Raw genomic sequence first — 26,107 nt, forward strand, 5'->3', positions numbered from 1 at the left:
TACGATGCCCCGTCCGTGTTCACGGAAACACCCGGGACGGAAAATGTCGTTCCGTCATATTCTGTGAGTGAGAGGGAATTTGACTGTCGAGCGCCGGAAGTGGTTCGAAGGGGGAGCCGGTTGCGACGGTTTCGCGTCCCACCGCAGTTGCTGGTGGGCTTCGTGCTCGGGCTGGTGGTCGTGCTGCTCACCCGCTCCTGCGGGGGCGGCGGCCCCGCCTCGTCGGAATCGGCGCCGGCACCGACTTTGACTCCGCCCTCGGCATCCGCCTCCGTGAAGAGCGACACCGGTGTGCCCGCCCTGTGGCCCGCGCCGAGGAGTGTGCGCCGGGAGAACGGCTCGGTGCCGATCGGGCGGAGCGTGGCGGTACGGGCCGACGCGGGTACGGACGCGTCGACGCTGGACGCGGTGACCCGGGCGTTGCGGGCGGGCGGCGCACGGGAGGTCCGGGTCGGGGACGCGCCGCGGCGGGGCGAACTGCTGGTGACGGTGGTCACCACCGCGGCCGGCCTGCCGCCGGAGGGCTACACGCTCACGGCGGCCACGACCTCGGCGGGCCCCCGCGTGACGCTGTCCTCCTCCGGCGCGGACGGCGCCTTCCACGCGGCCCAGACCCTGGCCCAGCTGATCCGCCCGGTCGGCTCGCCGTCCCCCCGCTCCGCCCTGCCCGCCGTCCGCATCCGCGACTGGCCGGCCACCGCGACCCGCGGCATCATCGAGGGCTTCTACGGCACACCGTGGACGCAACGCGAACGCCTCGGCCAGCTCGACTTCGCGGCCCGCTGGAAGCTCAACACGTACGTCTACACGCCCAAGGACGACCCCTACCTCCGCGACCGCTGGCGCGACGAGTACCCCACGGACACGCTCACCGGCATCCGCACCCTGGCCGCCCGGGCCGCGGCGGACCACGTGACCTTCGTCTACGCCCTCTCCCCCGGCAAGTCGGTCTGCTACTCCTCGGCGGGCGACCGGGCGGCCCTCGTCACCAAGCTCCGCCAGCTCTGGGACGAGGCCGGGGTACGGGCCTTCGCCATCCCCCTCGACGACATCGGGATCGACCGCTGGAACTGCGCGCGGGACGCGACGGTCTACGGCACGGGCCGCGCGGCGGTGGCCAGGGCGCAGGCGGCGCTGCTGAACGGGGTCCGCCGGGACTTCCTGTCCGCCCACCCGGACGCGGCTCCCCTGATCACCGTCCCCACGGAGTACGACGGCTCCCGCGCGAGCGCGTACAAGACCACCCTCGCGGCCGAGTTGGACAAGGACGTCACGGTGATGTGGACGGGCCCCCTGGTGGTCTCCCCCGCCCTCAGCACGGCCCAGGCCCAGGAGGCGGCCCGCCTCTACAACCACCGCATCCTGGTCTGGGACAACTACCCGGTGAACGACTACACGGCGCCGAACCTGCTGCTGGGCCCCTACACCGGCCGTGACACCACCCTCCCCGGCGCGGTGGCGGGCCTCCTGGCCAACCCGATGAACCAGGCGGCGGCCTCCGACCCGTCGCTCTTCTCGACGGCGGCGTACACCTGGAACCCCACGGCGTACCGCCCGGCGGAGGCCCTGGACGCGGGTCTGTCGGCACTGGCCGACGGCGACGGGACGGCCCTCGCCGCCCTGCGGGCCTTCGCCGACGTGAACCGGGCGTCGAGGCTGGACACGACCCAGGCCCCGGAACTGGCGGCGCTGATCACGGCGTACTGGAAGGGCGGGCCGAAGGCCGAGGACGCGTTGCGCACCCGCCTGACGATCCTCGCGAACGCCCGGACGACGGTCCCGTCCGCGCTCCGCACCTCAGCCTCCCCGTGGTTGTCGGCCACCCACGACTGGGCGGAGGCGGCTCTCTCCGCCCTCGACCTCCGCGCCGGCAGATCCACCCGCGCCGAGGTCGAATCCCACCGCACGGCAGCCCGCTCCCACACGGTCCTGGACTGGCAGGACCGAACACGGACGGTCGAGGTGGGAACGGGGGTACTGGACACGTTCGTGGCAAGGGTGCTGGGCGGGTAGACCCGTACCGCCGCGCACCCCCGTCCCGCCGCCACGGCGCTCAGCCACAGCGGCGGTTCCCGGCGGTGCCGGACCGGCCGGGCCATGCCCTCGGAACGAACCGTCGGCGCCCCGCTGTCGGTCGTTATCCCCGGAAGTTCTCCGGCCGTTCCGCGGACGCCTCCGCCAGGGCCTTGCGCACCTCCTCGACGTCACCCCGCAGGCCGTACACCGGCGTCCCCGGCTGCTGGCGCCAGGAGTCGTCGATGCCGCCGTTGTCGACCGTGTCGAAGCCGAGTTCGTCGATCAGGGCGCGGACGACTCGCTTGGCCGCCTCGTCGTCGCCGGAGACCGGGACGGCCTGGCGGTCGGGGTCGCCGGCGGGGTGGTGGCGGTCGAGGATGTCCTGGGCGTAGGTGCCGTTGAAGGCCTTGATCACGGCGTGGCCGATCTGGCGCTCGGTCCAGCGGCTCTCCGTGATGCCCTCGTCCTCGATCCCGGCGATCCGGCCGTCCCGCTCCCGCGGGTAGTAGTTGCCGGTGTCGATCACCGCGACGTCCGGCGCCGCGCCGTCCAGCAGGCCTGCCGGCAGGTTCGGGACCGCCTTCAGCGGGACGGTGACGACCACGACCTCCGCACCCCGCGCCGCCTCCTCGGCCCGTACCGCCGTCGCGCCCGTCTCCTCGGCCAGTGCGGCGAGCGTCTCGGGGCCCCGCGAGTTCGCCACGGACACGTCGTGGCCGAGGGCGGTGAGCCGCCGGGTGAGGTTGCCGCCGATGTTGCCCGCGCCGATGATGCCGATCTTCATGACACGCCTCTCGAAAGTCGTTGCACATGCATGCGCTGCTGTGCGGCAACAACCCCGGGTGCACGTGCCCTATTCCACATCCGCGGCAATCGGCTGACGTACCGGTTCGGGACCTCAGATCCGTACGACGATCTTGCCCGTGTGGGCGTTGGACTCCATCAGACGGTGCGCGTCCCGGATGCGGTCCAGGCCCTCCAGCACCTCGCCGACGACCGGACGGAAGCCGCCGTCGGACAGACCCGCGTTGAGGAAGGCGGTGGAGCGACGGCGACCCCCGGGCGTCGAGGTGAGGGTCCCGTTGGCGTATGTGTGGATCGTGAAGGGCCAGTTCCAGGGGATCTCGGCGGGCCGGCTGTCCAGCCAGCCGTAGACCACCACGGACCCGCCGGGAGCGAGCCCCTCCGCGAGCGGACGGAAGCCGGGGCCGCCGATCGCGTCGAACATCACCTCGGCGCCCGTGCCGCCGGTGAGCCGCCTGACCTCCTTTGCCACGGCCTCCGCCGTCGAGTCCCCGGTGACGATCACCTCCGCCGCGCCCAGCTCCAGCAGCTGCCGCCGCTTGGCCTCGGTACGGGTGGTGGCGAGCGGAATCGCGCCGATGCGGCGGGCCACCTGGATCGCGGCGGTGCCGACACCGCTGGACGCCCCGGTGATCAGGACATGGTCGCCGGGCCGCAGCCCCGCGGTCTCCAGCAGCCCGCCGTACGCCGTCGTGTACGTCAGCCAGGCCGCGGCGCCGGTGACCGCGTCCACTGAGGCGGGGCGGCGGACGACCGAGGTCTCGGGCAGCACCACCCGCTCCGCGTAGACGCCCCGCGCGCTCATCTCGATGCCGGGACCGGTCATCACGGGATCGCCGACAGCGACCTCGGTGACGCCCTCGCCGACCGCCTCGACGACCCCGGCGGCCTCGTAGCCGAGCCGGGAGCCGGGCAGGGACGGCTGGTAGTAGTAGGTGCCCGCGCGGAACAGGGCCTCCGCGCGGTTCAGACCCAGCGCCTCGACGCGTACGGCGACCTGACCGGGGCCGGGCTCCGGGACGGGCACGTCCTCGACGGTCAGGACGTCGGGTCCACCGATTTCATGAAAGAGCACAGTACGTGCGGTGTTCGGCATGCCATCGACGGTAGGCGGCGGCCACGAGACGATCCATGTCCTCCTGTCTCGCTTTCCTGTCCGTCCGTCTCGCCCGGTACACGTACCGCTACCGTACGAGCATGGACGTACTGAGCGACGCGGTCGCCGCGATGCGCACCGGGCGGCCGCACTCCTCCCGCCGGGACAAGCACGCGCCGTGGGGGATGCGGTTCGCGGCCTCGGAGGGCGCAGGCTTCCATGTGGTGCTGCGCGGGTCGGCCTGGCTGCTCCCGGCGACGGGCGAGCCGATCGCGCTGAGCCCTGGGGACGTGGTGTTCCTGGCCCACGGGCACGGCCACGCACTGGCCAGCGGACCGGACGTACCGCTGCAGGACGTACGCCCGGGACCGGACGGCCGCTGGCCCGAACCACCGCGCCCGCAGCGGGAGTCGGAGCCGGACACGGTACTGCTGTGCGGCGCGTACCAATTGGACCGCTCCCGCGCCCACCGGCTGCTGTCGGAGCTGCCGGAGGTCGTCCATCTGCCCGCCCGGGTGGGCGCCCACCGCTCGCTGCGGGCCGCGGTGGAGCTGCTCGGGATGGAGCTGGAGGACCGGCAGCCGGGCGCGGACGCGATCGTCACCTCGCTGCTCGACACCCTGCTGCTCTATCTCCTGCGGGCCTGGTGGCAGCGGGAGCGGGTCGCCGACGGCGCCCACGGCAGCGGCTGGGCGGCCGCGCTCGCCGACCCCGCGGTCTCGGCGGCGCTGCGCGCCATCCACGGCGACCCGGCACAGCCCTGGACGGTGGCGGAACTGGGCGCGCGGGGCGGCCTGTCCCGGGCGGCCTTCGCGCGCCGCTTCACCACGCTCGTGGGCGAGCCGCCGCTCGCGTATCTGACCTGGTGGCGGATGACCACGGCGGGGCGGCTGCTGCGCGAGGACACCCTCCCGCTCCGGCAGGTGGCCGAACGCACCGGCTACACCTCTGAGTTCGCCTTCGCCAAGGCCTTCAAGCGGGAGTACGGCGTGGCACCCGGCCAGTACCGCAGAGCTGTCGGCTAGCCCGCGAACGGATCCGTCAGCTCCGCCCGCAGTATGTCCGCCGCGGCCTCCGCGTCCCCGGCCGCCACCGCCCGTACGAGCGCTTCGTGGGCCCGGTCCCCGGTGTCGGGGTCGGTCGTGCGCAGGCCGGTCAGGGTCAGCAGTTCGATGAGGCCCTCGCGGAGCACCGGGGTGAACTCGGTGAACAGGTCGGCGAGGACGGGGTTGTGCGCCGCCGCGACCACCGCCGCGTGGAAGGCGATGTCGGCGTCGACGAAGGCGGGGTCGTCCGCGTCGCCCGCCGCGCGGCGGCCCGCCAGCGCCTCCTCGATCGCCGTCATGTCCTCCGCGGTACGACGCTCCGCGGCGAGCCGGGCCGCGTGCACCTCCACCGCCATCCGGACCTCGTAGACATCGGTGACCGCGGCCCGGCGCAGCCGCGTCGGCCAGTCCTGGGCGGCCTCGGTGGCGATGACGAAGACACCCGAGCCCTGCCGGGGCCGCACCAGCCCGGCGCCGGCGAGCGCGCGCAGTGCCTCGCGGACCGTGGAGCGGCCCACGCCGAGCTCCTTCGCCAGGGTCGTCTCGCCGGGCAGCCGGGTGCCGACGGTCCAGGCGCCGCCGGTGATCTGCGCGCGCAGCCGGGCGGCGGCCTGTTCGACCAGGGGGCTCGGGCGGACGGGACCGAGGGCCATGCGGTGTCACCAACTCCTCTGCGGACCGACGCGGTTCACAGCAATTGTCACTTGTCTGAGGACCTGAGGAGTGACTACCGTACCGGCCATGACGTTCCGCGGTCTTCTTCTCGGCTGCCGCGGCGGGGCCTGACGCGACCGGCACCCCCGCCGCGGGTCGCCGTGCTGCCGGTCACCGTCCGACCGACGAGCCGAGAGGCAGCAGCACCGATGACCTTCCTGTGGAACCCGCAGCGCCCCAGTCCGATGCCGTACCACCGTTACCGTCCCTTCCAGGACCGTGTGGACGTGACCGTGACGGACCGGGCCTGGCCAGCCGCCCGGATCGAGCGCGCCCCGCTGTGGGTGCCGGTCGACCTGCGCGACGGCAACCAGGCGCTAGCCGAGCCGATGGACACCCCGCGCAAGCGCCGCTTCTTCGATCTGCTGGTCCGGACGGGCTTCAAGGAGATCGAGGTCGGCTATCCGTCCGCCTCCCGGACGGACTTCGACTTCGTACGGCACCTGGTGACGGGCGGAGCCGTCCCGGACGACGTGACCCCGGTGGTCTTCACCCCGGCCCGCCCGGACCTGATCGACCGGACCTTCGATGCGATCGAGGGGCTGCCCCGGGCCGTCGTCCATCTCTACATCGCCACCTCGCCCGTGTGGCGGGACGTGGTGCTGCGCCGGGACCGGGCCGAGGTGTGGCGGACCGTGCGCGAGGCGGCCGAGCAGTTGGCGCGCCGGGCCGGGGACGCGCCCGGTGTCCGCTTCCAGTTCTCCCCGGAGACCTACAACCTCACCGAACCCGACTTCGTCCTCGAACTCTGCGACGGGCTGACCGAGTTGTGGGACGCGAGCCCGGACCGCCCGGTCACCCACAACCTCCCGGCGACCGTGGAGATCGCCACCCCGAACGTCTACGCCGACCAGATCGAGTACGCCCACCGCAATCTCGCCCGCCGCGACTCGGTGATCCTCTCCGTCCATCCGCACAACGACCGCGGCACCGGTGTCGCCTGCGCCGAACTCGCCGTCCTGGCCGGCGCACAGCGGGTGGAGGGCTGTCTCTTCGGCAACGGCGAGCGCACCGGCAACGTCGACCTGGTCACCCTTGCGCTCAACCTGTTCGCCCAAGGGGTGGACCCGATGGTCGACTTCGGCGATATCGACGCGGTCCGGGAGACGGTCGAGGTGTGCAACCGGCTGCCGGTGCACCCCCGCCACCCGTACGCCGGTGACCTCGTCCACACCGCGTTCTCCGGCACCCACCAGGACGCGATCAGCAAAGGTTTCGAAGAACACGCCCGCAACGCGGAGGAGTTGGGGGTTCCCGAGTCCCGGGCGCCCTGGTCCGTCCCCTACCTGCCGGTCGACCCGGCCGACCTGGGACGGACCTACGAAGCCGTGATCCGCGTCAACTCCCAGTCCGGCAAGGGCGGTTCGGCGTACCTCCTGCGCACCCACCATGGCATCGACCTGCCGGAGCGGATGCGTCCCGGATTCGCGCGCCTCGTCCAGGAGGTGACGGACGGGAGCGGCCGGGAGGCCACGCCGAAGGAGCTGTACGACCTCTTCCGCGCCGCCTACCTGGCCGACGGCGAGGTCCGGCTGGACTCCTGGGCGGTCCACGAGGAGGCGCCGGGCCGGCACCGCTTCGTCGGCACCCTGCGCACGGACGACCGTACTGGCGACCACGAGGGCACGGGCCCCGGCCCGCTGACCGCGTTCGCGGACGCACTGACCGGCGCCGGGTACGTCACGGAGATCCTGGAGGTCACCGCGAGCGGGGCGTATGCCTTCGCCGAGTGCCGGGTGGCGGGGACGACGGCGGTCTGGGGCGCAGCCGAGGGCTCCTCGTCGCTGGCCGCCTCGGTGGGCGCGGTGCTGTCCGCGGTGAACCGGGCGGCGGTGCGATGAGCGTCGTACTGTGCGTGGACGATGTGCACGTGGTGCGCGACGGACGGCCGATCCTCCAGGAAGTGTCGCTGACCGTCCGGGCCGGCGAGCACTGGGCGCTGCTCGGGGCCAACGGCGCCGGCAAGTCCACCCTGCTCGGTCTGCTCGGGGCCCTGTCCCATCCGACGCGGGGGACCGTGGAGGTCCTCGGCAGCCGGCTGGGCCGCGTCGACCTGCGCGAACTGCGGACCCGGGTGGGTCATGTCGACCCCCGCCACCCGCTGACCGAACCGCTGCGGGTCCGGGACGTCGTCCTGACCGGGGCATGGGAATCCGGGGCATGAGAGAGGGGGCGCCCGCGGCTCGACGGCCGGGCGCCCCCTCCCTCTCGGCTCACTTGGTCAGGTGGGCCCAGAACTCGTCGAACGACAGAACCTTGTCGCCGTTCAGGTCGCGGCTGTTGATGATCGCCTGGGCGACCGTCTCGGTGACGTTCCAGTCGCCCCCCTGCGCGAGAGCGGACTTGAACTCGGCGGCGGTGATGAAACCGTCACCGTCCGCGTCGATCCGCTGGAAATGCTCGCGTGCCTCGTCGATGTCCGCCACCGATCCGCCCCTTTTATCCGTGCTTCTACTGTCATGCAGACGTACTGTCGCAGGTCAGGTTAACGGTCCACGCGAAGCTCCAGTGCGGCGACCACCCAGGCGAACTCCTGCTCGTAGGTCGCCTGCGGGCCGAGGCCGCTCACCGCGGCCGACAGCTCGCGGTAACGGGCGACCCGCGCATTCGTCGCCGCGGTCAACCGCTCCAGTACGGCGGCCCGGTCGGCGTCGCCCAGCAGCTCGCGCAGAATCCGCTCGGCCTCGGGGTCCTCGGGAGCCAGCCCCCGGCGCAGGGCCTCGCCCCCGGTCTGCACCAGGCGGCTCATGAACCAGAGAGAAGTGCCCGCGGGGACATCGGGTCCCCGGTCCGCCGCGTTGAACTCGACCATCTTCCGCATCAGCGCCCGGAACTCCGGGTCCTGGATCATCTCGGCGAGCTCCACCCAGGCGTCCACCTGCTCGGGTGTGGGGTCGTCGGGCAACTCCGCGACCGCGAAGCGGAGGCGGGTGCGGATGTCGGGGTCGGCCGTGTCCAGCCCTTCGAAGATCTCCGTTGTGAAGTCCTCGACGATCCGCCTCCGCTCGGCCGCCGACAGCCGTGCCAGTCTGTTCATCAGGGTCGTCTCCTCCGCACTCGAACCGCGTCGTGCCACGGTCGACAGCACCGCCCGGGTCACCTTCAGGGAGCGGATCTGCGCGTCCAGCGCCGCCACATGCGCCGCCGCGACCTCCGCCACGGTCCGCTCGCCGGCCAGCACCTCGCGCACATGCCCCAGGCCGAGCCCCAGCTCGCGCAGGGTGCGGATCAGCTCAAGGCGCGCGAAGGACTCGGCGTCGTAGAGCCGGTAGCCGCCGGCGGAGCGGGTCACCGGGGTGAGCACGCCCTCGTCGGACCAGTAGCGGATGGTGCGCACGGTCAGCCCGGTGGCCTTCGCCAGCTCTCCGATGGTGAAAAGTCCGGTGCCGTCGTCGATCATGTCTGCGAGTGTGGGCCTTCCAGTGGGTGGAGACTCAAGGAGCACGGTGGCAGAGACACTGCGGGACATTCTCGACGCGGCGGCCCGTGGCGTCTTCCCGCCGCCCGACGGCCGTACGACCGTCGTACCGCAGCCGTCCCCCCGGGACGCCGGGGTCCTCTCCTTCACCGCGCACTCGGTGGTCTTCGTCGACGAGGACCCGGAGTGGGTGTACGACACCCTGCGCGCGACCCCGAGCGACCCGCTGGCCGCGTCGATGAACTCGCGCTTCCTCACCGCCCTGATGGACCGCACGGGCCGGGAGCAGGAGACGATCGACATGCTGCTGGTCGCCGGCCCGCTGCCCGGCCGCCCGGACCTGCCGCTGACGGAACTCACCGGCCCCGACCACTCCCGGGTCGCCTACGCCCGAAACCGCCGCGACGAGGTGCGCGCCTGGGCGGCGGACGGCGGGGTGGTGGTGCTCGGCCGGGGCGTCGCGGGACGTCTGGAGGTCTCGGTGGAGGTGGACGAGGGGGTACGGCAGCGGGGGCTGGGCCGGGCGCTGGTGACCGCCGCCCGGCACCTCGCCGGGGAACCCCTGTGGGCGCAGGTCGCCCCGGGGAACGCCCGCAGCGTACGGGCGTTCCAGGCGGCCGGCTATGTGGCGGTCGGCGCCGAGGCGCTGCTGCTGAAGTCTGAGACTCAGCGGAAGACGCCCGTGTGCCCCAGCGAATAGCGGCCCGGCTGCGGGTAGACGGCGAGTCCGTGCGGGCCGCTGCCGACGTGGATGCGGGCCAGTTCCCTGCCGGTGCCGGTGTCGATGGCGTACACCTCGGAGTTGTAGCGGCCGGACAGCCACAGCACCTTGCCGTCCGCCGAGACCCCGCCCATGTCCGGGCTGCCGCCGCCGGGCAGCCGCCACTTGTCCGTCAGCCGGTGCTGGGCGAAGTCGAAGACGGAGATCGTGCCCTCGCCGCGGTTGGAGATGTACATCACGCGTGAGTCCCGGCTGACGTAGAGCCCGTGGGCGCCCTTGCCGGTGTGCAGGAGGGTCGGCTTGGTGAAGCGGTCGCCGTCCAGGATCCACAGCCCGTCGGCCATCATGTCGGCGATGTAGAACAGCTTGCCGTCGGGCGACATCTTCACGTCCTGCGGCATCGCGCCGTGGAACGGCAGTTTCTCCTGCCGGAGCACCTCCATCTTCTCGGTGTCCACCTTGAGCACCTCACCGCTGAACTCGCAGGACACGATGAAGTACCGGCCGTCGAGCGAGAAGTCGGCGTGGTTGACGCCGTAGCAGGTGACCGGGAGGGACTTGACCGTCTTCATGGTGTGCGCGTCCCGGAACACCAGCGCGCGGTCCTGGGAGGCCATCACGATCGCGTACTTGCCGTCGGGGGTGAAGTACAGGTTGTACGGGTCGTGCACGGCGACCGGCTTGCCGACCCGGCCGGTCTTCGGGTCGATGGGGGTGAGGCTGTTGCCCAGGTCGTTGTTGACCCAGAGGGTCTTCATGTCCCAGGACGGCACCACGTGCTGCGGCTGCCGGCCGACCCGGACGGTCCTGATCACCCGGTAGGTCTTGGGGTCGATGACCGAGACGGTGTCGGAGTTGGTGTTGGGGACGTAGACCAGGGACGGGAAGCCCTTGACGACCGGTGACAGGTTGTTGGGCCGGTCAGCGGCGTACACGTCGTGCGGGTCGAGGACGGGGGGCATGCCCGGCAGCCCGTCGACGACCTGGTTCGCCTGCGCCTGCGCCTGCGGAGGAGCGCTGCTGTGCGCGGCCTGTTCGTCGGGCTGCCCGGATCCGCCGCTGCACGCGGAGAGCAGTGCCAGGGCGGCGAGGGCGGCAGCGGCGGCCGGCAGCCGGACGGCTTTCGTGGTTCGCATCAGCTCAGCAGCTCCGTGGTGGTGACCGCACGCAGTCCGCGGCGGTCGAGTTCTTGGAGTACGGCGGGGAGGGCGGCGACCGTGTCCGGGTATCCGAAGTGCATGCTCACCACCGAGCCGCCGGTGGCCTCCGCGAGCACCTTGCGGGTGATGGCCGTGGCGCCGGGCCGGGTGTAGTCGAGCGAGTCGACGTCGTACGACAGCACGTGCGGGTAGCCGACGTCGGCGGCGAGCCGGACGACGAGCGGCGTCGCGGTCGGGGCCCTGGACGGGCGGAACCACCGGCCGATCGAGCCGGTGAGGCGTCTGAGGCTCTTCGCGCAGTCGGCGATCTCCCTGCGGGCGTCGGTCTCCGACATGGCGTTGATGGAGATGTGCCGCTGGGTGTGGTTGCCGAGGTCGTGACCGCCGTCGAGGACACGGCGGGCCATGGCCGGGTACGTGTCGAGCCAGGTGCCCACGGCCAGGACGGTGAGACGGGCGCCGTGTTTCTCGGCCGTGGTGAGGAGTTGGGTGGCCAGGGCGGGGTCGCCCTGGCCGTGGAAGGTGAGGGCCACCTGGGGGCGGGTGCGGGGACCGTGTGTGATCTGTGCGGGGAGCGGCTTGGGGGCAGCTGAAGCCGACGCCGATGCGGGGGTTGTGGCGGGCGGTGCCGCAGTGGCCGTACCGGTGTTGCCGCAACCGGTGGTGAGTGCGCCTCCGGCAGCAAGGGCGGCGCCTGCGCGGAGGACGTCGCGTCGGTTGGTGGGGGTCACCTGCACCATTTAAAAGGGGGCAGGTAAGAAAATGGGCGATTGACCTGATAAGGGTTATTTTTGCACGGTGCGGGCCGACGAGGACCGGTCGCACGGTTCCTACCGGTCGGCGACCCGCATCTCGAACCATGTCGTCTTGCCTCGCGGGAGGAGGTCGACCCCCCACCGGTCCGACAGCTTGTCCACCAGGAACAGCCCCCGACCACTGATGTCCGTGTCCTGAACCGGCATCAGACAGGGCAGCCCCCGGGACGGGTCCCGGACCTCGATCCTGATCCAGCCGGGCCGGCGGCGCATCCGCAGACCGAACACCCGGGCCCCCGTGTGCCGCACCGCGTTCCCCACCAGTTCCGAGACGAGTAAGACCGCGTCCTCGGTCATCTTGGGGCCCAGTCTCCACTGGCGGAGGACGACAACCTGGGCGAGCCGGCGGGCCGTCGCCGCGGACTCGGGGCGGGACGGCAGCGGAACCTCCGCCTCCGTCGGGTTGCCGAACAGTTCGATCGCCTTGAGTGCCCGCTCGTCCTCGACCGCAGGCGACCAGCGCGCCGCGGCCGCACGGCTGTGTCCCCGCGGCTGTTCGATGCCCTCCAGCCCCGCCATGCCCCCATCATGGCCGCCCCGAGCGCCCTCCGGGGCCGTTCCGGAGGAATACTCCCCTCGAAAGCCTCCACCCGGCGACAGTCGGTCGGCATATGCCGAAGGCATTTCGGAGGCGCTCAAAGCCTGCCCGACCTGCGACGACACCCCGTCCCCGGGCAATCGCCAGACCCCCTCGACAAGGCGTACTTAAGGTTGCCTTAAGGCTCCCATAAACCGCCCCATCGAGGGACCCGGAATCAGACATCACGTCAACTGCAAGTGGTTCGGGGCATTCACAACAGGGGGAAGATCACAGGAACTTGGCCTTGCCCGGCCCTTCCTCGACGAAGCTGCGCATACCACGCTCACGGTCCTCGGTCGCGAACAGCCCGGCGAACCAGTTCCGTTCGACGGCGAGCCCGGTCTCCAGGTCGGTCTCGACGCCGGTGTCGATCGCCTCCTTGGCGGCCCGCAGCGCGATCGCGGGCCCCTGGGCGAGCCTGGCGGCCCAGGCGTGCGCCTCGGTGTGGACGTCGGCGGCGGGCACGACACGATCGACGAGGCCGATGGCGAGCGCCTCGTCCGCCTTGACCATACGCCCGGTGAAGATCAGGTCCTTGGCCTTGGAAGGGCCGACCAGGCGGGGCAACCGCTGGGTGCCGCCCGCCCCCGGGATGAGCCCGAGCAGGATCTCGGGCTGCCCGAGCTTGGCGTTGTCGGCGGCGATGCGGTAGTCGGCGCAGAGGGCCAGCTCGCAACCACCGCCAAGCGCATACCCGGTGATGGCGGCGACGACCGGCTTGGGGATCCGGGCGACGGCGGTGAAGGAGTCCTGGAGCGCGCGGGCCCGCAGAATCATGGCCGTGTGGTCCATGTTCTGCATTTCCTTGATGTCGGCCCCCGCCGCGAAGACCTTCTCACCGCCATAGATGACGACGGCTCGGACATCCTCACGGCGGCCGGCCTCTTCCGCCAGCTCCTTGATCCGATCCTGGGTGGCTACGTCGAGCGCGTTCATGGGCGGCCGGTCCAGCCTCAGCGTGCCCACGCCTTCGGCGACTTCGAGGGTTACAGTCATGCCCAGCAGGTTAACGCCGGTTCAGCAGCGCCCCGTAAGGGGCGCGGGGCGGTAGCGATGTGCGGCTACCGCCGCGTGGGCGCGAGCAGCCCCCACGCACCCGCAGCCGAGGAACTACGCAGTCCATTCCTTCCAGGACATGTTCCACCCGTTGAGCCCATTGTCAGGCGAAACGGTCCGGTCGTTCGAGTTCTTCACGACCACCACGTCCCCGATGATCGAGTGGTCGAAGACCCAGGCCGCCGGCAGACTCCGGTCGCCCCCGCCCCGGATGTCCCGCAGCCCCACGCAACCGTGGCTCGCGTTGTAGTTGCCGAACGCGTCCCCGCCCCAGTAGTTGCCGTGCAGGAACGTCCCGGACGTCGTCAGACGCATCGCGTCCGGCACGTCCTTGATGTCGTACTCGCCGCCGTAGCCGACCGTCTCGCCGTTCATCCGGGTCACCCGCAGCTTCTCGCTGATGACCATCTGGCCGTTCCACGTGTCATAGCCCGGCTTGCCGGTCGTGACCTTGAGGGTCTTCACGACCTTGCCGTCCTGCATGACCTTCATCGTGTGCTTCTTGGCGTCGACGATCGACACCTGGTTGCGGCCGATCGTGAACTTCACGGTCTTGGACTGCTTGCCGTACACCCCGCTGCGGCCCTCGACGCCGTCGAGGTTGAGGGTGACGGAGACCTTCGTACCGGACTTCCAGTAGTTCTCCGGGCGGAAGTCGAGCCGGTCGTTGCCGAACCAGTGGCCCTGGACGTCGACCGCCGGCTCGGTCTTGATGGTGATCGCCTTCTCGACGGCGGCCGGGTCGGTGATGCCCCGGCTGAAGTTGACGGAGAACGGCATGCCGACCCCGACCGTGGAACCGTCCTCCGGCGTGAAGTAGCCGAGGAACGTGTTCTTCGGGGTGAGGGTGGTGAACGTCGAGTCCTCGGCCGCCTCGCGGCCCGCCGCGTCCTTGGCCACCGCGTGGACCGTGTACTTCGTGGAGTTGGCCAGGTGCGTCGACGGCGTCCAGCCGGCGCCGTCCGCCGCGATCGCCCCGTCGACCTTGTTGCCCTTGGCGTCCTTGACCTCGACATCGGTCAGCTTGCCCTTGGCCGCGGTGACCTTGAGGGTCCCGCTGGTGTCCACCCCGGTCGCGCCCGACTTGGGGCTGATGCTGACCGTGGCGACGGACTGCTTGCTCGCCTGCGTCGTGGAGTCCTTCTCCTTGCCGTCCCCGGCCCCCTTGTCGGAGGAGCCGCCCCCGCACGCGGTGGCGGCCATGAGAAGGACGCCGGCTATGAGCGCCAGGCCGCCCTTCCCCCGAGTCCGAACCGACGCCCCCGATATCGGCCGCACGTTCAAGTCGTTCTCCCCTCCCAGGGCCTGGTCAGGCCCACCCCGGCGCGCCCCACCGCGCGCATTGGCGCATAGTAACCGCAGGGTTTTGAGCTTGGCGTTTGGCGAATGTCACCGTTGGGTCGCAACTTCCGCCCCGCCAAGCCGGTCCCCTACCTGACTACTTGACCGCGCTGCCCGCCTTCCACTCCTTCCACCCCATGTTCCACCCTCCGAGGCCATTGTCGGGAGCGACCATTTTGTCGTTGCTGTTGACGACCTCGACGACGTCGCCGACCAGGCTGCGGTCGTAGAACCAGCCCGCGGGCGTGTCCGAGCTGCCGCCCTTCACATCGCGCAGGCCCACGCAGCCGTGGCTGACGTTCTCGCGTCCGGGCGCGTCCGGCGCCCAGTAGTTGCCGTGCAGGAAGGTGCCGGAGTCGGTGAGTTTGAGGGCGTGCGGGACGTCGGGGATGTCGTACTCGCCTCCGAAGCCGACCGTCTGGCTGTTCATACGGGTGACCTCGTGCATCTCCATCACCACCATCTTGCCGTTGTAGGTGGTGTGCGCGGGCGCGCCCGCGGTGATCGGCACGGTGGCGAGCAGCGCGCCGTCGCGGCGGACCTCCATCGTGTGCTTGGCCGCGTCGACGAGCGAGACCTGGCTGCGGCCGATGGTGAAGGTGAACGTCTTGTACTGGAGGCCGTAGGCGCCGCGGGCGCCCTCGACGTCGCGGAGTCCGAGGTCGACGGTGACGACCGTGCCGGGCTGCCAGTAGTGCTCGGGGCGGAAGTCGAGGCGGTTCTTGCCGAACCAGTGCGGGCGGATGTCGACCGCGGGCTTGGCGGTGACGTGGACGGCGCTTTCGACGGCCGCGCGGTTCTCGATCTCGCGGCTGAAGGCGAGGGAGACGATCATCCCGGTGCCGACGGTGGCGCGGTTCTCCGGGGTGACGTACCCGATGAAGCGCTCCCCGGGGATGAGCGTGGTGAAGGTGGTGTGGCGGGCCGAGCGGCGGCCGTGGGCGTCGAGCGCGACCACGTCGACCGTGTACTTGGCGGCCAGCGCGAGTTTCGGGTCGTCGGGCCGCCAGGTCGTGCCGCCCGGGGCGATGTGCCCGGGCACCGCGGTGTCCTGGGCGTCCTGGGACCGGACGACGGTGACGGACTCCAGACGGCCGCTGGGCACCCGTACCGTCAGCGGTTGGTCCTGCCGTACGGCCTCGGCGCCGTCGTCCGGGGAGATGCGGATGACGTCCTCGGGGGCCGCACGGGGCGGGCCCCCGAGGACGTGGTCGATGCCGAACCCGTCCGTGCCGCCCGAGGAGCAGCCGGCGGCTCCCGCGAGCAGCGCCGCCCATGTCAGTACCGCCGCCAGTGCGGCCCCCGCGCGCCGTGCGCGCCCTTGTACATGCCTCACGTGCGGCTCAACGATCGTGCATGCCCCGGGGAAACGTGAGTGCGACGCCGACGCTGGGCAGAACAGAGGGAAGGACGACGAGCTGGGGAGCCGCCGCGCCCGTGGGAGAGCCGCCGCGGGCGTGTCCGTAGCGAGCCGCCGACCGTGCCCGGGACCGGGAGTCCGGGCTCGGTCGGCTGCTCGGACGCGGGTCGGGTGCGCCCCGGGGGCCGGCGAGCCGCGGAGCGAAAAAAGGGGCCGACAGGTGACGAGCGCAGCCGAGCAGCAGGGGGCACGGGCGCGGGCCCCGAGGGCGGGCGCCCCCGCGGTCAACGGGACGCCCCTTCCCGTCCCGTCGGCCTGGCCGGGGGCGTCGACCCCGCTCGGCGCCCGGTTCCGGGTGGGCCCGGACGGAGTGGCGGGGACGAACTTCGCGCTGTGGGCGGCCGGGGCGGAGGCGGTCCGGCTCTGCCTCTTCGACGAACAGGGCCGGGAGACCCGCATCCCGCTGACCGAACTCACGCACGAGATCTGGCACGGTTTCGTGCCGGGTGTGCTGCCCGGGCAGCGGTACGGCTACCGGGTCGACGGCCGCTGGGACCCGTGGACCGGCGCCCGCTGGAACCCGGCGAAGCTGCTCCTCGACCCCTACGCGCGTGCGGTGGACGGCGAGTTCGGCCTGCCGCCCGAGGTGTACGGGCACGTCCGGGACTGGCCGGACCAGCAGGTCGCCGACACCGTCCGGGACGACCGCGACTCGGCGCCGTACGTCCCGAAGGGCGTGGTCGTCCACGATGACGACGACTGGGCCGACGACCACCGCCCCAAGACGCCGTGGGCGGACTCCGTCATCTACGAGCTGCATGTACGCGGCTTCACCAGACTGCATCCGGGGATACCGGAGGAGCTCCGCGGCACCTACGCCGGACTGGCGCACCCGGCCGCGATCGAGCACCTCGTGAACCTGGGCGTGACGGCCGTGGAGCTCCTCCCCGTCCACCAGTTCGCCCACGAGGACCACCTGCTCAAGCGCGGTCTCAGGAACTACTGGGGCTACAACTCCATCGGCTACTTCGCCCCGCACGCCGCCTATGCCGCCTCCGGTACGACGGGACAGCAGGTCGGCGAGTTCAAGCGGATGGTGCGCGCGCTGCACGCGGCCGGCATCGAGGTCATCCTGGACGTGGTCTACAACCACACTGCGGAAGCGGGCGAGTTGGGCCCGACGCTCTCCCTCAAGGGCATCGACAACCGCGGCTACTACCGCCTCCAGGACGACGCCCGCCACTTCGCCGACTACACCGGCTGCGGCAACACCCTGCATGTGGTCCGCCCGCACGTCCTGCGCCTGATCACCGACTCGCTGCGCTACTGGGTGACCGAGATGGGCGTGGACGGCTTCCGCTTCGACCTCGCGGCCGCGCTGGCCCGCTCGATGCACGACGTCGACATGCTCTCCCCCTTCCTCGCCGTCATCGCCCAGGACCCAGTGCTGCGCCGGGTGAAGCTCATCGCCGAGCCGTGGGACGTGGGCTCCGGCGGCTACCAGGTCGGCGCCTTCCCGCCGCTGTGGACCGAGTGGAACGACCGCTACCGCGACGCCGTCCGCGACTTCTGGCGCGGCGCCCTCCCCGACGTCCACGACCTCGGCTACCGCCTCTCCGGCTCCAGCGACCTCTACGCCTGGGGCGGCCGCCGCCCCTACGCCTCCGTCAACTTCATCACCGCGCACGACGGTTACACGCTCCGCGACCTGGTGTCGTACGAGACGAAGCACAACGAGGCGAACGGGGAGAACAACCGGGACGGCTCGAACGACAACCGCTCCTGGAACTGCGGCGCCGAGGGCGAGACGGACGACGAGGGCGTACAGGCGCTGCGCAGGCGGCAGCTACGGAATCTCCTGACCACCCTGCTGCTGTCGACCGGTGTCCCGATGCTGGTCGCGGGCGACGAACTGGGCCGCACCCAGCGCGGCAACAACAACGCGTACTGCCAGGACAACGAAATCAGCTGGCTGGACTGGGAGTTGCTGGACGACCCGGCCTGGCGGCCGCTCCTCGGCCTCACCTCCCGCCTCATCGAACTGCGCCACCGCCACCCGGTCCTGCGCCGCCGCGCCTTCTTCTCGGGCCGCGCGCACTCGGCGGACGGACTGCGCGACCTGGCCTGGTTCACGGCACACGGCGCGGAGATGACCGCCGGCGACTGGTACGCGCCCGCCGCCACCCTCGGCATGTACCTCTCCGGGCGGGACATCCCCGGCCGCGACGAGCGCGGTGCCCCGATCCTGGACGACAGCTTCCTGACCGTCCTGCACGCGGGCGACCGCCCGACGGAGTTCCTGCTGCCCGGCCCGCCGTGGGCCGGGCGCTACGAGGTGCTCGTGGACACCTCACGGGAGGAGCAGGACGAGGCGCCGGGGGTGGTGCACGAAGCGGGGACGGCGATCACGGTGCCGGCGCGGGCGGTGCTGCTGCTCAAGGTGGCGGGCTGAGAGTCCTGGCTAGCCGAGGATCCCCCGCTGGTATGCCGTAGCGACCGCCGCCGCGCGGTCGTTGACGCCCAGCTTGGCGTACAGATGGGTGAGATGGGTCTTCACCGTGGCCTCGCTGATGAAGAGCTCGCGGGCTATCTCGCGGTTCGAGGTGCCCCTGGCGACCAAGGTCAGGACCTCGCGTTCGCGGGCGGAGAGCGGTTCGTTGCCGGGGGCTCCGGGCGCGCGGACGGCGGAGACCAGACGGGAGGCGACGGCCGGGGAGAGGACGGTACGGCCCTGGGCGGCGGCGCGGACGGCGGTGAAGAGTTCCTCGCGCGGCGCGTCCTTCAGCAGATACCCCGTGGCACCCGCCTCGATCGCGGGGAGGGTGTCGGAGTCGGTGTCGTACGTGGTGAGGACCAAGACCTTGGCGCGGGCGCCGCGGCCGGTCAGTTCCCGGATGGCGTCGACTCCGCCGCCGCCCGGCATGCGCAGGTCCATCAGGATCACGTCCGGGTCGAGGGAGGCGGTGAGGGCCACGGCCTCGACACCGCTCGACGCCTCGCCGAGGACCGTGAACCCGGGGGCGGATTCGAACATGCCGCGCAGGCCGTCGCGTACCACCGGGTGGTCGTCGACGATCAGCAGGGAGATCGGGGCGTCAGCTGTCATGACGGACCAACGGTACGCGTGCCGACAGGGCGGTGCCGAGCCCCGGTTCCGACTCCACCGTGAGCGAGCCCGCGATGCGTTCGGCGCGGGCCCGCATCCCGTCGAGGCCGAAGCCGCCGGCGCGGCTGCGGGCGGGCACGGCGAGCAGGTCGAAGCCGGTGCCGTCGTCGCGGATGTCGAGGATGACCTCCTCGCCGAGGTAGGAGAGGGTGACCCCGACCCGGGAGGCCTGCGCGTGCCGGGCCGCGTTGGACAGGGCCTCCTGGACGATGCGGAGGAGGGTGGCCGCGACCTCCTCGTGCAGCTGCTCCGCCGTCCCGGTGACGGTGAACTGGGCGCGTATGCCCGTCCGTTCGCCCCATTCTTCGACCGTCTTCGTCAGCGCCTCGGGCAGGCCGTCGTGCTCCAGGGCGATTGGGGCCAGGTTGTGCACGGAGCGGCGGGCCTCGCCCAGACTGTGCCGGGCCAGCGCCAGGGCGCGGCCCACATGGTCCTCGGCCAGCTCGGGATCGGGGGTGTTGAGGACGACCTGGAGCTGGGCGATGATCCCGGCCAGCCCCTGGGCGATGGTGTCGTGGATCTCGGCGGCGAGCCGCCGGCGCTCGTCGGCGACCCCGGCCTCCCGTGCCTGGACGAGGAGTTGGGCGTGAAGGGCCGCGTTCTCGTCGAGGGCCTGGCGCAGGGCGGCGATGGTTTCGGTGCGCTCGGCGGACCGCTGTTTCTCCTGCTCGGTGAGATGGGCGATCCCCATCTGGAGGGCGGAGTTGGCGACCAACAGTACGACGAAGACGAGCCACTGGAGCACGCTCCTCAACGGCATTCCGCCGGTCTGCGCGCCGGCCACGGTGACCGCGCTCGCGAGCAGTCCGAGCCGCCGCCACCGGCGCGGAAGCAACTCGTCGGCGTCCATGTAGCCGCTGGCGGCGTAGAACGCGAAGAACGGGCTGAGCCAGGTGAGGACGAAGCCGAGAGCCCAACGGACGACGTAGTACGCCGTCCCGGCCGGGGTCGGCGTACGGCCGCGGTCGGGACGGCGGAACCGGATCGCGTGCCACCACAGTTGGAGCGCGACCGCGGCCCCGATCAGGGCCCAGGCGGTGTACCACTTCGCCGGGCCGGTGTGCGGATCGGCAGTGGCGATCCCGAGGACGATGCTGATGCCGAGAAACCCGTACGGCACCCAGGTGTGCAGTTGCTCCCAGCGCCGGTCGATCTCGCTGTCCGCCTCGGTCCCGGTCATGTCCCCAGTCTGCACGGCCGGCCGCCTACTCCCAGCGGAACCAACGAGCCGCCCCGACCGTGAGCAGCACCGCCCAGGCCGTGAGCACGCCCAGGTGGTCCCAGCCGGGCCAGTGTCCGGCGGCTGCCTGGTCCAGGGCGCGGGCCGCCGCGCCGAACGGGGTCAGCTGGACCACGCGGGACATCGCGTGCGGCATCGACCGCACCGGGATCCACACGCCCGCGCAGAACATCATCGGGAAGAACACCGCGGAGCCGATCGCGCTCGCGATCTTCGTGGTGCGGGACAGCGCCGAGACGACGGAGCCGAGGGCAAGGGCGGCGGCGGCCGCGAGCAGCAGCGCCAGCAGGTACCCGCCCGGCTGCTTCGGCAGTCGTACGTCGAAGGCGAGCCGGCCCACCACGAGCGCGAGCAGCGCCGAGCCCAGCGCGACCGTGCCCTGCACGGCCATCTGCGCGGACAGCAGGGCGGAGGGCTGTACGGGGGTGAGCCGCATCCGGCGCAGGATGCCCCGCTCCCGGTAACCGGTCAGCGCCTGGGGCAGCGTCTGCACCCCGGACATGATCAGGGCGATCAGCACGGCGATGGGCACATAGGCGTCGACCGGCCGCAGCCCGCCCAGCGACTTGTCGGCGTCCCGGAACGACGGGATGGACCCGAGGATCACCAGGAGCAGGGTCGGGAACAGGAAGACCCAGAAGACGGCGCCGGGTTCGCGGCGGAACAGGCGGAACTCGGTACGCAGGACGGCGGTGTTCATACCGCTTCCCCCTTCGTGAGGTCCAGGAACGCGTCGTCGAGGGTCGCGTCCACGACCCGGAGCTGATGGGCGGTGATGCGGTGCCGGGCGAGCAGGGTGATGACGGCGTTCACGGTCTCGTCGGTGCCGGAGAGCGTGATCCGGCCGTCCTTGCTCTCGACCGAGGCGAGGGCCGGGAGGGCGGCGAGGGCCTGGTCGTCCAGCGGGGCCGACGGGGTGAAACTGATGACGGTGGCGCCGGCGCTGCGGCGGATCAGCCCGGCCGGGGTGTCCAGGGCGGCCACCCGCCCCTTGTCGATCACCGCGATCCGGTCGCAGAGCCGCTGCGCCTCCTCCATGAAGTGCGTGACGAGGAGGACGGTGACCCCGCGGTCCCGGACGTCCTCGATCAGTTCCCAGGTGTCCCGCCGCGCCCGTGGATCGAGCCCGGTGGTGAGCTCGTCGAGCACGACGACGCGCGGGTTCCCGATCAACGCGAGCGCGATGAACAGGCGTTGCTGCTGCCCACCCGACAGCTTGCCGAACCGGGTGGCGAGCTTGTCGGCGAGCCCGAGGCGCTCGGCGAGCGGTGCCCAGTCGAGCGGGCTGTCGTAGAAGGAGGCGTACAGCTCAAGCGCCTCGCGGACGGTGAGCTTGGGCTGCAGCTCGCTCTGCTGGAGCTGGGCGCCGAGGACCCGGGCGGTCTTCTCGTGCTCGGCGACGGGGTCGAGCCCGGTGACCCGGACCCGTCCCCCATCGGGCACCCGCAGCCCTTCCACACATTCGACGGTGGTGGTCTTGCCGGCGCCGTTCGGACCGAGGATCCCGAAGATCTCCCCCTCCTCGACGGCGAAACTCACCCCGTCCACGACGGCCCGGCCGCCGTACGACTTCCGCAGGTCTGTCACTTCGATGACGGATGGCATACGCCGAGGGTCCCGTCCGGGCCCGGTCCGCCACATCGCCCGGCCCGCTCGAAGCGGCATCAGCCGATCGGTTGATACGGCGGATCCGGTTGGCGGATCCAGTGGGTGGATCCGGTGGTACGACGGCTCGAACGGGCTGGTCGTAGCTCCGCAGGCCGATTCCGGTCCGGCCAAAACTCGGTGGGCGATGTCAGTGCCGATCCGTAGGCTCGGCCCTAATGCCTCCGACACGTGCAACCACCAAGGAACGGTCCGCCGTCCGTACCCTGCTGCGCCTGTGGCCGTATGTACGGCCGGTGCGGGTGCGGCTGTTCGCCGCCGCGTCCGTGGCGATAGTCGCCTCCTGCACGGGGCTCGTGATCCCGCTCGTCCTGAAGTGGATGGTGGACGGCCCGGTGGCCGACCGCGACCCCGGCGGGGTCTGGCTCGGCGCGCTGTATCTGCTGCTGCTCGGATTCGCGGAAGCGCTGCTCTTCGGGTTGCGGCGCTGGCTGGTGGCCAGACCCCTGTCCCATGTCGAGGCGTCGATGCGGGCGGGCCTCTACGCCCATCTGCAGCGCCTGCCGGTCGCCTTCCACGACCGCTGGGCCTCCGGCCAGCTGCTCTCCCGGGCCACCACCGACCTGATGCTGCTCCGTATGTTCCTCGCCTTTCCGCTGACCTTCCTGCTGGTCAACGGGGTGACGATCCTCGTCGGTGTGGTGATCATGCTGGCCCAGGACTGGACGCTGGGCCTGGTCATCCTCGGCCCCACGGTCCCCGTCATGTGGACGTGTGTGATCTTCGAGAAGCGGTACGCGAAGGTGGCCCGGCTCGCCCAGGACCAGGTCGGCGACCTGACGACGGTGGTCGAGGAGAGCGTGCTCGGCATCCGCATCATCAAGGGCTTCGGCAGGCACCGCAGCCAGGCACGCGCCTTCCGTGAACTGGTCCGCACCCTGCGGGGCACGGAGCTGCGCAAGGCGCGGATGCTGGCGACGATCTGGGGCGTCATCGTGACCCTCCCGGAAGTGGCCATCGGCGCGGCTCTGTTCTGGGGTTCGGTACAGGTCGCGGAGGGCGACCTGAGCGCGGGCACGCTGGTGGCGTTCCTGTCCACGGCACTGGCCCTGAGGTGGCCGGTGGAGTCGATCGGCTTCCTGCTGGCGATGAGCCAGGAGGCCGCCACTGCCACCGAGCGGTACTTCGAGGTACGGGACGCGTTGCAGGAGGACGCGGATTCGGCCGCGGCTGAGCGGGGGCCGAGCGCGCAGTTCCCCGCGCCCCTTCGGGGCACTGTTCATCCACCGGTCGGGGAGCGCCCCGATAGGGGCGCGGGGAACTGCGCGACCAGCCCCAACGCACCCGCACCCGCACCCGACAACGACGGCATCCGCTTCGACTCCGTCTCCTTCCGCTACCCCGACGCCGCCCCCGATTCCACCCCCACCCTCGCCCACGTCGACCTCCACATCCGCCCCGGCGAATCCATGGCCCTCGTCGGCGCCACCGGCAGCGGCAAGACCACCCTCACCGCCCTCATCCCCCGCCTGCACGAGACGACCTCCGGCCGGATCACCCTCGACGGCGCGGACATCACCGCCATGCCCCGCGAGGAACTCCGCGCCCTGGTCGCCATGGCCTTCGAGGAGCCCACCCTCTTCTCCGCGTCCGTGGGCGAGAACGTGCTCATGGGAGCCGACGACAACGCCGGCGAGCCCGAGCTGGCACGCGCCCTCGCCGTCGCGCAGGCCGACTTCGCCCACACCCTCCCGCAGGGCACCGGCACCCAGGTCGGCGAGCAGGGCCTCAGCCTCTCCGGCGGCCAGCGCCAGCGCCTCGCGCTGGCGCGGGCGGTCGTCGGCCGGCCCCGCTTCCTCGTCCTTGACGACCCCCTGTCCGCCCTGGACGTGCACACGGAGGCCGCCGTGGAGGCGGCCCTGCGCGACGTCCTCACCGACACCACCGCCCTGATCGTCGCCCACCGCCCCTCCACCGTGCTGCTCGCCGACCGGGTCGCCCTGCTCTCCGGCGGCCGTATCACCGCCGTCGGCACCCACCACGAACTGCTCCGCACCAACGCCGAGTACGCCCATCTGATGTCCGGGGAGGATCACCGCCGATGACCGCCGCCACCTCCCTGCCCGCCCCCGACGAGGACGACGAACTCCCCAGGCCGAAGTCCGCCGCCGCGACCGGCGACCCCTTCGACCAGGACGTCCTGCCGACCCCGCCCGGCGCCACGGCCGCCCTCCTGCGTTCGCTCCTCGCGCCCCTGACGGCGCGGGTCGCCGTCACCACGCTCCTCCTCCTGCTCCAGCAGGCGGCGGTGCAGGCGGGCCCGCTGCTGGTGGCGTACGCCATCGACCGGGCCGTACCGGCGTTCCGCCACCACGACCACGGTCCGCTGATCGCCGTGGCGGTCGGCTACGGCGGGTGCGCCCTGCTCTCCGGCGGCCTCCAGTACGCCTTCATCGAGGCCTCCGCCCGCGTCAACCAGGACGTGCTCCTCGATCTGCGCGGCCGCATCTTCCGCCATGCGCAGGCACTGAGCGTCGACTTCCACGAGCGCTACACGTCCGGCCGCCTGATCTCCCGGTCCACCACGGACGTCGAGTCGCTCCGCGAGCTCCTGAGCGAAGGCCTGCAGGAACTCGTCACCGTCATCCTCTCCTTCCTCTACATCTCGGCGATGCTGCTCTGGCTGGACCTCGGGCTCGGTGCGGTGGCGGTGGCCTCGTTCGTGCCGCTGTACCTGCTGGTGCGGCAGTACCAGCGGCGTGCGGTACGGGTGTACAAGGCGCGGTCCACGGCGATCGCGGCGGTGATCGTGAAGTTCGTGGAGACGATGAACGGCATCCGTCCGGTGCGCGCGTTCCGCCGGGAGGCCGCGAACGACGCCGAGTTCGCCGTGCTGAACCGCCGCCACGAGCTCACGAACGGCGACGCGCTCCTGGAGATGGCGCGGTATGTCGTCGGCTCCCGGCTGGTCGCCAACACATCGGTGGCGGTGATCGTGCTGTGGGGCGCCTACCGGGTGGCGTCCGGCTCCCTCGAACTCGGCGTCCTCGCGGCGGCCGTCCTCTATCTGCGACGGCTCTACGACCCGATCGACCGCCTCGGCATGTTCCTCAACTCCTACCAGTCGGCGGCCGCGTCACTGGAGAAGATCGCAGGCCTGCTGGCCCAGACCCCGTCCGTGCCGGAGCCCTCGGTCCCCAAGGAGCTGCCCCCGCTCGCGACCGAACTCCCCGGCCGCGAGGTCGTCTTCGAAGGCGTCCGCTTCGCCTATCGCACCGGCGGCGAGGTCCTCCCCCGCTTCGACCTCGCCCTCCCGGCCGGCCAGACGGTCGCGGTCGTCGGCTCCACGGGCGCCGGCAAGTCGACCCTCGCCAAACTCCTCGCCCGCTTCTACGACCCGTCCGACGGCCGGGTCCTCCTCGACGGCGTGGACCTGCGCGAGCTGACCGTGCCCGAGCTGCGGCGCGGGGTGGTCATGGTCACCCAGGAGGCGTTCCTGTTCTCCGGCACGGTCGCCGAGAACATCGCCATCGGCCGCCCGGACGCGACCCGTGCGGAGATCGAGCAGGCGGCGAAGGCGATCGGCGCGCACGAGTTCATCGCCGCGCTGCCCGACGGGTACGACACGGACGTCCGCAAGCGCGGTGGGCGCATTTCGGCGGGTCAGCGCCAACTGGTCGCGTTCGCACGTGCCTTGCTCGCCGACCCGGCGGTGCTGATCCTCGACGAGGCCACCAGCTCCCTGGACATCCCCGGCGAGCGGGCCGTGCAGCGGGCCATGACAACGGTGCTGAAGGGCCGTACGGCGGTGGTGATCGCACACCGTCTGTCGACCGTGGAGATCGCCGACCGGGTGCTGGTGATGGAACACGGCCGGATCGTCGAGGACGGCCGCCCGGCCGAACTCATCGCGGGCACCGGCCGGTTCGCGGACCTGCACCGGGCGTGGCGGGACAGTCTGGCCTAGCG

22 protein-coding genes and 1 pseudogene are annotated in these 26,107 nt (G+C 71.6%); 8 read left to right on the plus strand and 15 right to left on the minus strand.

Going from position 1 to position 26,107, the window contains the following annotated elements; translation table 11 throughout:
* Nucleotides 1-120: 120 nt before the first annotated feature.
* Nucleotides 121-2,013, plus strand: a complete 1,893-nt coding sequence (locus EDD90_RS18080) for a beta-N-acetylglucosaminidase domain-containing protein (RefSeq protein WP_185149136.1) — start codon at nt 121-123, stop codon at nt 2,011-2,013.
* Nucleotides 2,014-2,137: 124 nt separating this feature from the next.
* Here the strand turns inward: EDD90_RS18080 and EDD90_RS18085 are convergent, their stop codons facing one another.
* Both EDD90_RS18085 and EDD90_RS18090 read right to left on the minus strand, forming a co-directional pair.
* On the minus strand, nt 2,138-2,800 hold the full coding sequence (locus EDD90_RS18085; RefSeq protein ID WP_123974011.1) for an NADPH-dependent F420 reductase: 663 nt from the start codon (nt 2,798-2,800) through the stop codon (nt 2,138-2,140).
* Nucleotides 2,801-2,914: 114 nt separating this feature from the next.
* Entirely contained in the window at nt 2,915-3,916 is a 1,002-nt protein-coding gene (locus EDD90_RS18090; protein WP_123974012.1) for a zinc-dependent alcohol dehydrogenase family protein, read from the minus strand.
* 101 nt (nt 3,917-4,017) lie between these two features.
* On the opposite strand from EDD90_RS18090, the gene EDD90_RS18095 reads away from it, so the two are divergent.
* The gene (locus tag EDD90_RS18095) at nt 4,018-4,941 is read left to right on the plus strand and encodes an AraC family transcriptional regulator (protein ID WP_123974013.1); all 924 of its coding nucleotides are present in this window, start codon (nt 4,018-4,020) and stop codon (nt 4,939-4,941) included.
* Here EDD90_RS18095 and EDD90_RS18100 read toward each other — a convergent pair.
* Nucleotides 4,938-5,615, minus strand: coding sequence for a FadR/GntR family transcriptional regulator (locus tag EDD90_RS18100; RefSeq protein ID WP_123974014.1), 678 nt, complete (start codon nt 5,613-5,615; stop codon nt 4,938-4,940). The genes EDD90_RS18095 and EDD90_RS18100 overlap by 4 nt on opposite strands.
* 210 nt (nt 5,616-5,825) lie before the next feature.
* Between EDD90_RS18100 and EDD90_RS18105 the strand changes: the two genes are divergently transcribed.
* Entirely contained in the window at nt 5,826-7,517 is a 1,692-nt protein-coding gene (locus EDD90_RS18105) for a 2-isopropylmalate synthase (RefSeq protein WP_123974015.1), read from the plus strand.
* A pseudogene (locus EDD90_RS18110) lies at nt 7,514-7,831 on the plus strand (ATP-binding cassette domain-containing protein); the annotation flags it as partial. The gene EDD90_RS18105 and the pseudogene EDD90_RS18110, both read left to right, overlap by 4 nt.
* A gap of 58 nt (nt 7,832-7,889) precedes the next feature.
* Here EDD90_RS18110 and EDD90_RS18115 read toward each other — a convergent pair.
* Entirely contained in the window at nt 7,890-8,102 is a 213-nt protein-coding gene (locus EDD90_RS18115; protein WP_123974016.1) for an EF-hand domain-containing protein, read from the minus strand.
* Nucleotides 8,103-8,161: 59 nt separating this feature from the next.
* Entirely contained in the window at nt 8,162-9,076 is a 915-nt protein-coding gene (locus tag EDD90_RS18120) for a MerR family transcriptional regulator (RefSeq protein ID WP_123974017.1), read from the minus strand.
* On the opposite strand from EDD90_RS18120, the gene EDD90_RS18125 reads away from it, so the two are divergent.
* Nucleotides 9,075-9,794 (plus strand): GNAT family N-acetyltransferase, encoded by a 720-nt coding sequence (locus tag EDD90_RS18125; RefSeq protein WP_123974018.1) that lies wholly within the window; start codon nt 9,075-9,077, stop codon nt 9,792-9,794. The genes EDD90_RS18120 and EDD90_RS18125 overlap by 2 nt on opposite strands.
* On the opposite strand, the gene EDD90_RS18130 is transcribed toward EDD90_RS18125, so the two are convergent.
* The 6 genes from EDD90_RS18130 to EDD90_RS18155 form a co-directional block, all read right to left on the minus strand.
* Nucleotides 9,761-10,951 carry a YncE family protein gene (locus tag EDD90_RS18130; protein ID WP_123974019.1) on the minus strand — a complete coding sequence of 397 codons (1,191 nt, stop codon included), beginning with the start codon at nt 10,949-10,951 and terminating at the stop codon, nt 9,761-9,763. The genes EDD90_RS18125 and EDD90_RS18130 overlap by 34 nt on opposite strands.
* The gene (locus EDD90_RS18135) at nt 10,951-11,715 is read right to left on the minus strand and encodes a polysaccharide deacetylase family protein (RefSeq protein ID WP_123974020.1); all 765 of its coding nucleotides are present in this window, start codon (nt 11,713-11,715) and stop codon (nt 10,951-10,953) included. Before EDD90_RS18135 ends, EDD90_RS18130 begins: the two co-directional genes overlap by 1 nt.
* A 90-nt stretch (nt 11,716-11,805) precedes the next feature.
* Complete coding sequence (locus EDD90_RS18140) at nt 11,806-12,309, minus strand: ATP-binding protein (protein WP_123974021.1); 504 nt, start codon at nt 12,307-12,309, stop codon at nt 11,806-11,808.
* 289 nt (nt 12,310-12,598) lie between these two features.
* The gene (locus EDD90_RS18145; RefSeq protein ID WP_123974022.1) at nt 12,599-13,366 is read right to left on the minus strand and encodes an enoyl-CoA hydratase/isomerase family protein; all 768 of its coding nucleotides are present in this window, start codon (nt 13,364-13,366) and stop codon (nt 12,599-12,601) included.
* Between the two features lie 114 nt (nt 13,367-13,480).
* Complete coding sequence (locus EDD90_RS18150; protein WP_260327917.1) at nt 13,481-14,710, minus strand: Ig-like domain-containing protein; 1,230 nt, start codon at nt 14,708-14,710, stop codon at nt 13,481-13,483.
* 154 nt (nt 14,711-14,864) lie between these two features.
* Entirely contained in the window at nt 14,865-16,103 is a 1,239-nt protein-coding gene (locus tag EDD90_RS18155; RefSeq protein WP_123974024.1) for an Ig-like domain-containing protein, read from the minus strand.
* A 244-nt stretch (nt 16,104-16,347) separates the two neighbouring features.
* On the opposite strand from EDD90_RS18155, the gene glgX reads away from it, so the two are divergent.
* A complete protein-coding gene (gene glgX / locus EDD90_RS18160) occupies nt 16,348-18,579 on the plus strand; it encodes a glycogen debranching protein GlgX (RefSeq protein WP_123974025.1) in 2,232 nt (743 codons plus the stop codon).
* Between the two features lie 9 nt (nt 18,580-18,588).
* On the opposite strand, the gene EDD90_RS18165 is transcribed toward glgX, so the two are convergent.
* The 4 genes from EDD90_RS18165 to EDD90_RS18180 are packed head-to-tail and all read right to left on the minus strand — an operon-like array spanning nt 18,589 to nt 22,138.
* Nucleotides 18,589-19,233, minus strand: coding sequence for a response regulator transcription factor (locus tag EDD90_RS18165; protein WP_123974026.1), 645 nt, complete (start codon nt 19,231-19,233; stop codon nt 18,589-18,591).
* Nucleotides 19,223-20,473 carry a sensor histidine kinase gene (locus EDD90_RS18170; protein ID WP_123974027.1) on the minus strand — a complete coding sequence of 417 codons (1,251 nt, stop codon included), beginning with the start codon at nt 20,471-20,473 and terminating at the stop codon, nt 19,223-19,225. Before EDD90_RS18170 ends, EDD90_RS18165 begins: the two co-directional genes overlap by 11 nt.
* 25 nt (nt 20,474-20,498) lie before the next feature.
* Nucleotides 20,499-21,233 (minus strand): ABC transporter permease, encoded by a 735-nt coding sequence (locus EDD90_RS18175; protein ID WP_123974028.1) that lies wholly within the window; start codon nt 21,231-21,233, stop codon nt 20,499-20,501.
* On the minus strand, nt 21,230-22,138 hold the full coding sequence (locus tag EDD90_RS18180) for an ABC transporter ATP-binding protein (protein ID WP_185149137.1): 909 nt from the start codon (nt 22,136-22,138) through the stop codon (nt 21,230-21,232). The genes EDD90_RS18175 and EDD90_RS18180 overlap by 4 nt, the downstream gene beginning before the upstream one ends.
* Nucleotides 22,139-22,356: 218 nt before the next feature.
* On the opposite strand from EDD90_RS18180, the gene EDD90_RS18185 reads away from it, so the two are divergent.
* Complete coding sequence (locus tag EDD90_RS18185; protein WP_123974029.1) at nt 22,357-24,243, plus strand: ABC transporter ATP-binding protein; 1,887 nt, start codon at nt 22,357-22,359, stop codon at nt 24,241-24,243.
* Nucleotides 24,240-26,105: an ABC transporter ATP-binding protein gene (locus EDD90_RS18190; protein ID WP_123974030.1), complete on the plus strand. Its 1,866-nt coding sequence runs from the start codon at nt 24,240-24,242 to the stop codon at nt 26,103-26,105. Before EDD90_RS18185 ends, EDD90_RS18190 begins: the two co-directional genes overlap by 4 nt.
* Nucleotides 26,106-26,107: the final 2 nt, after the last annotated feature.

Source organism: Streptomyces sp. Ag109_O5-1, from assembly GCF_003814875.1.
Taxonomy (GTDB): Bacteria; Actinomycetota; Actinomycetes; order Streptomycetales; family Streptomycetaceae; genus Streptomyces; species Streptomyces sasae.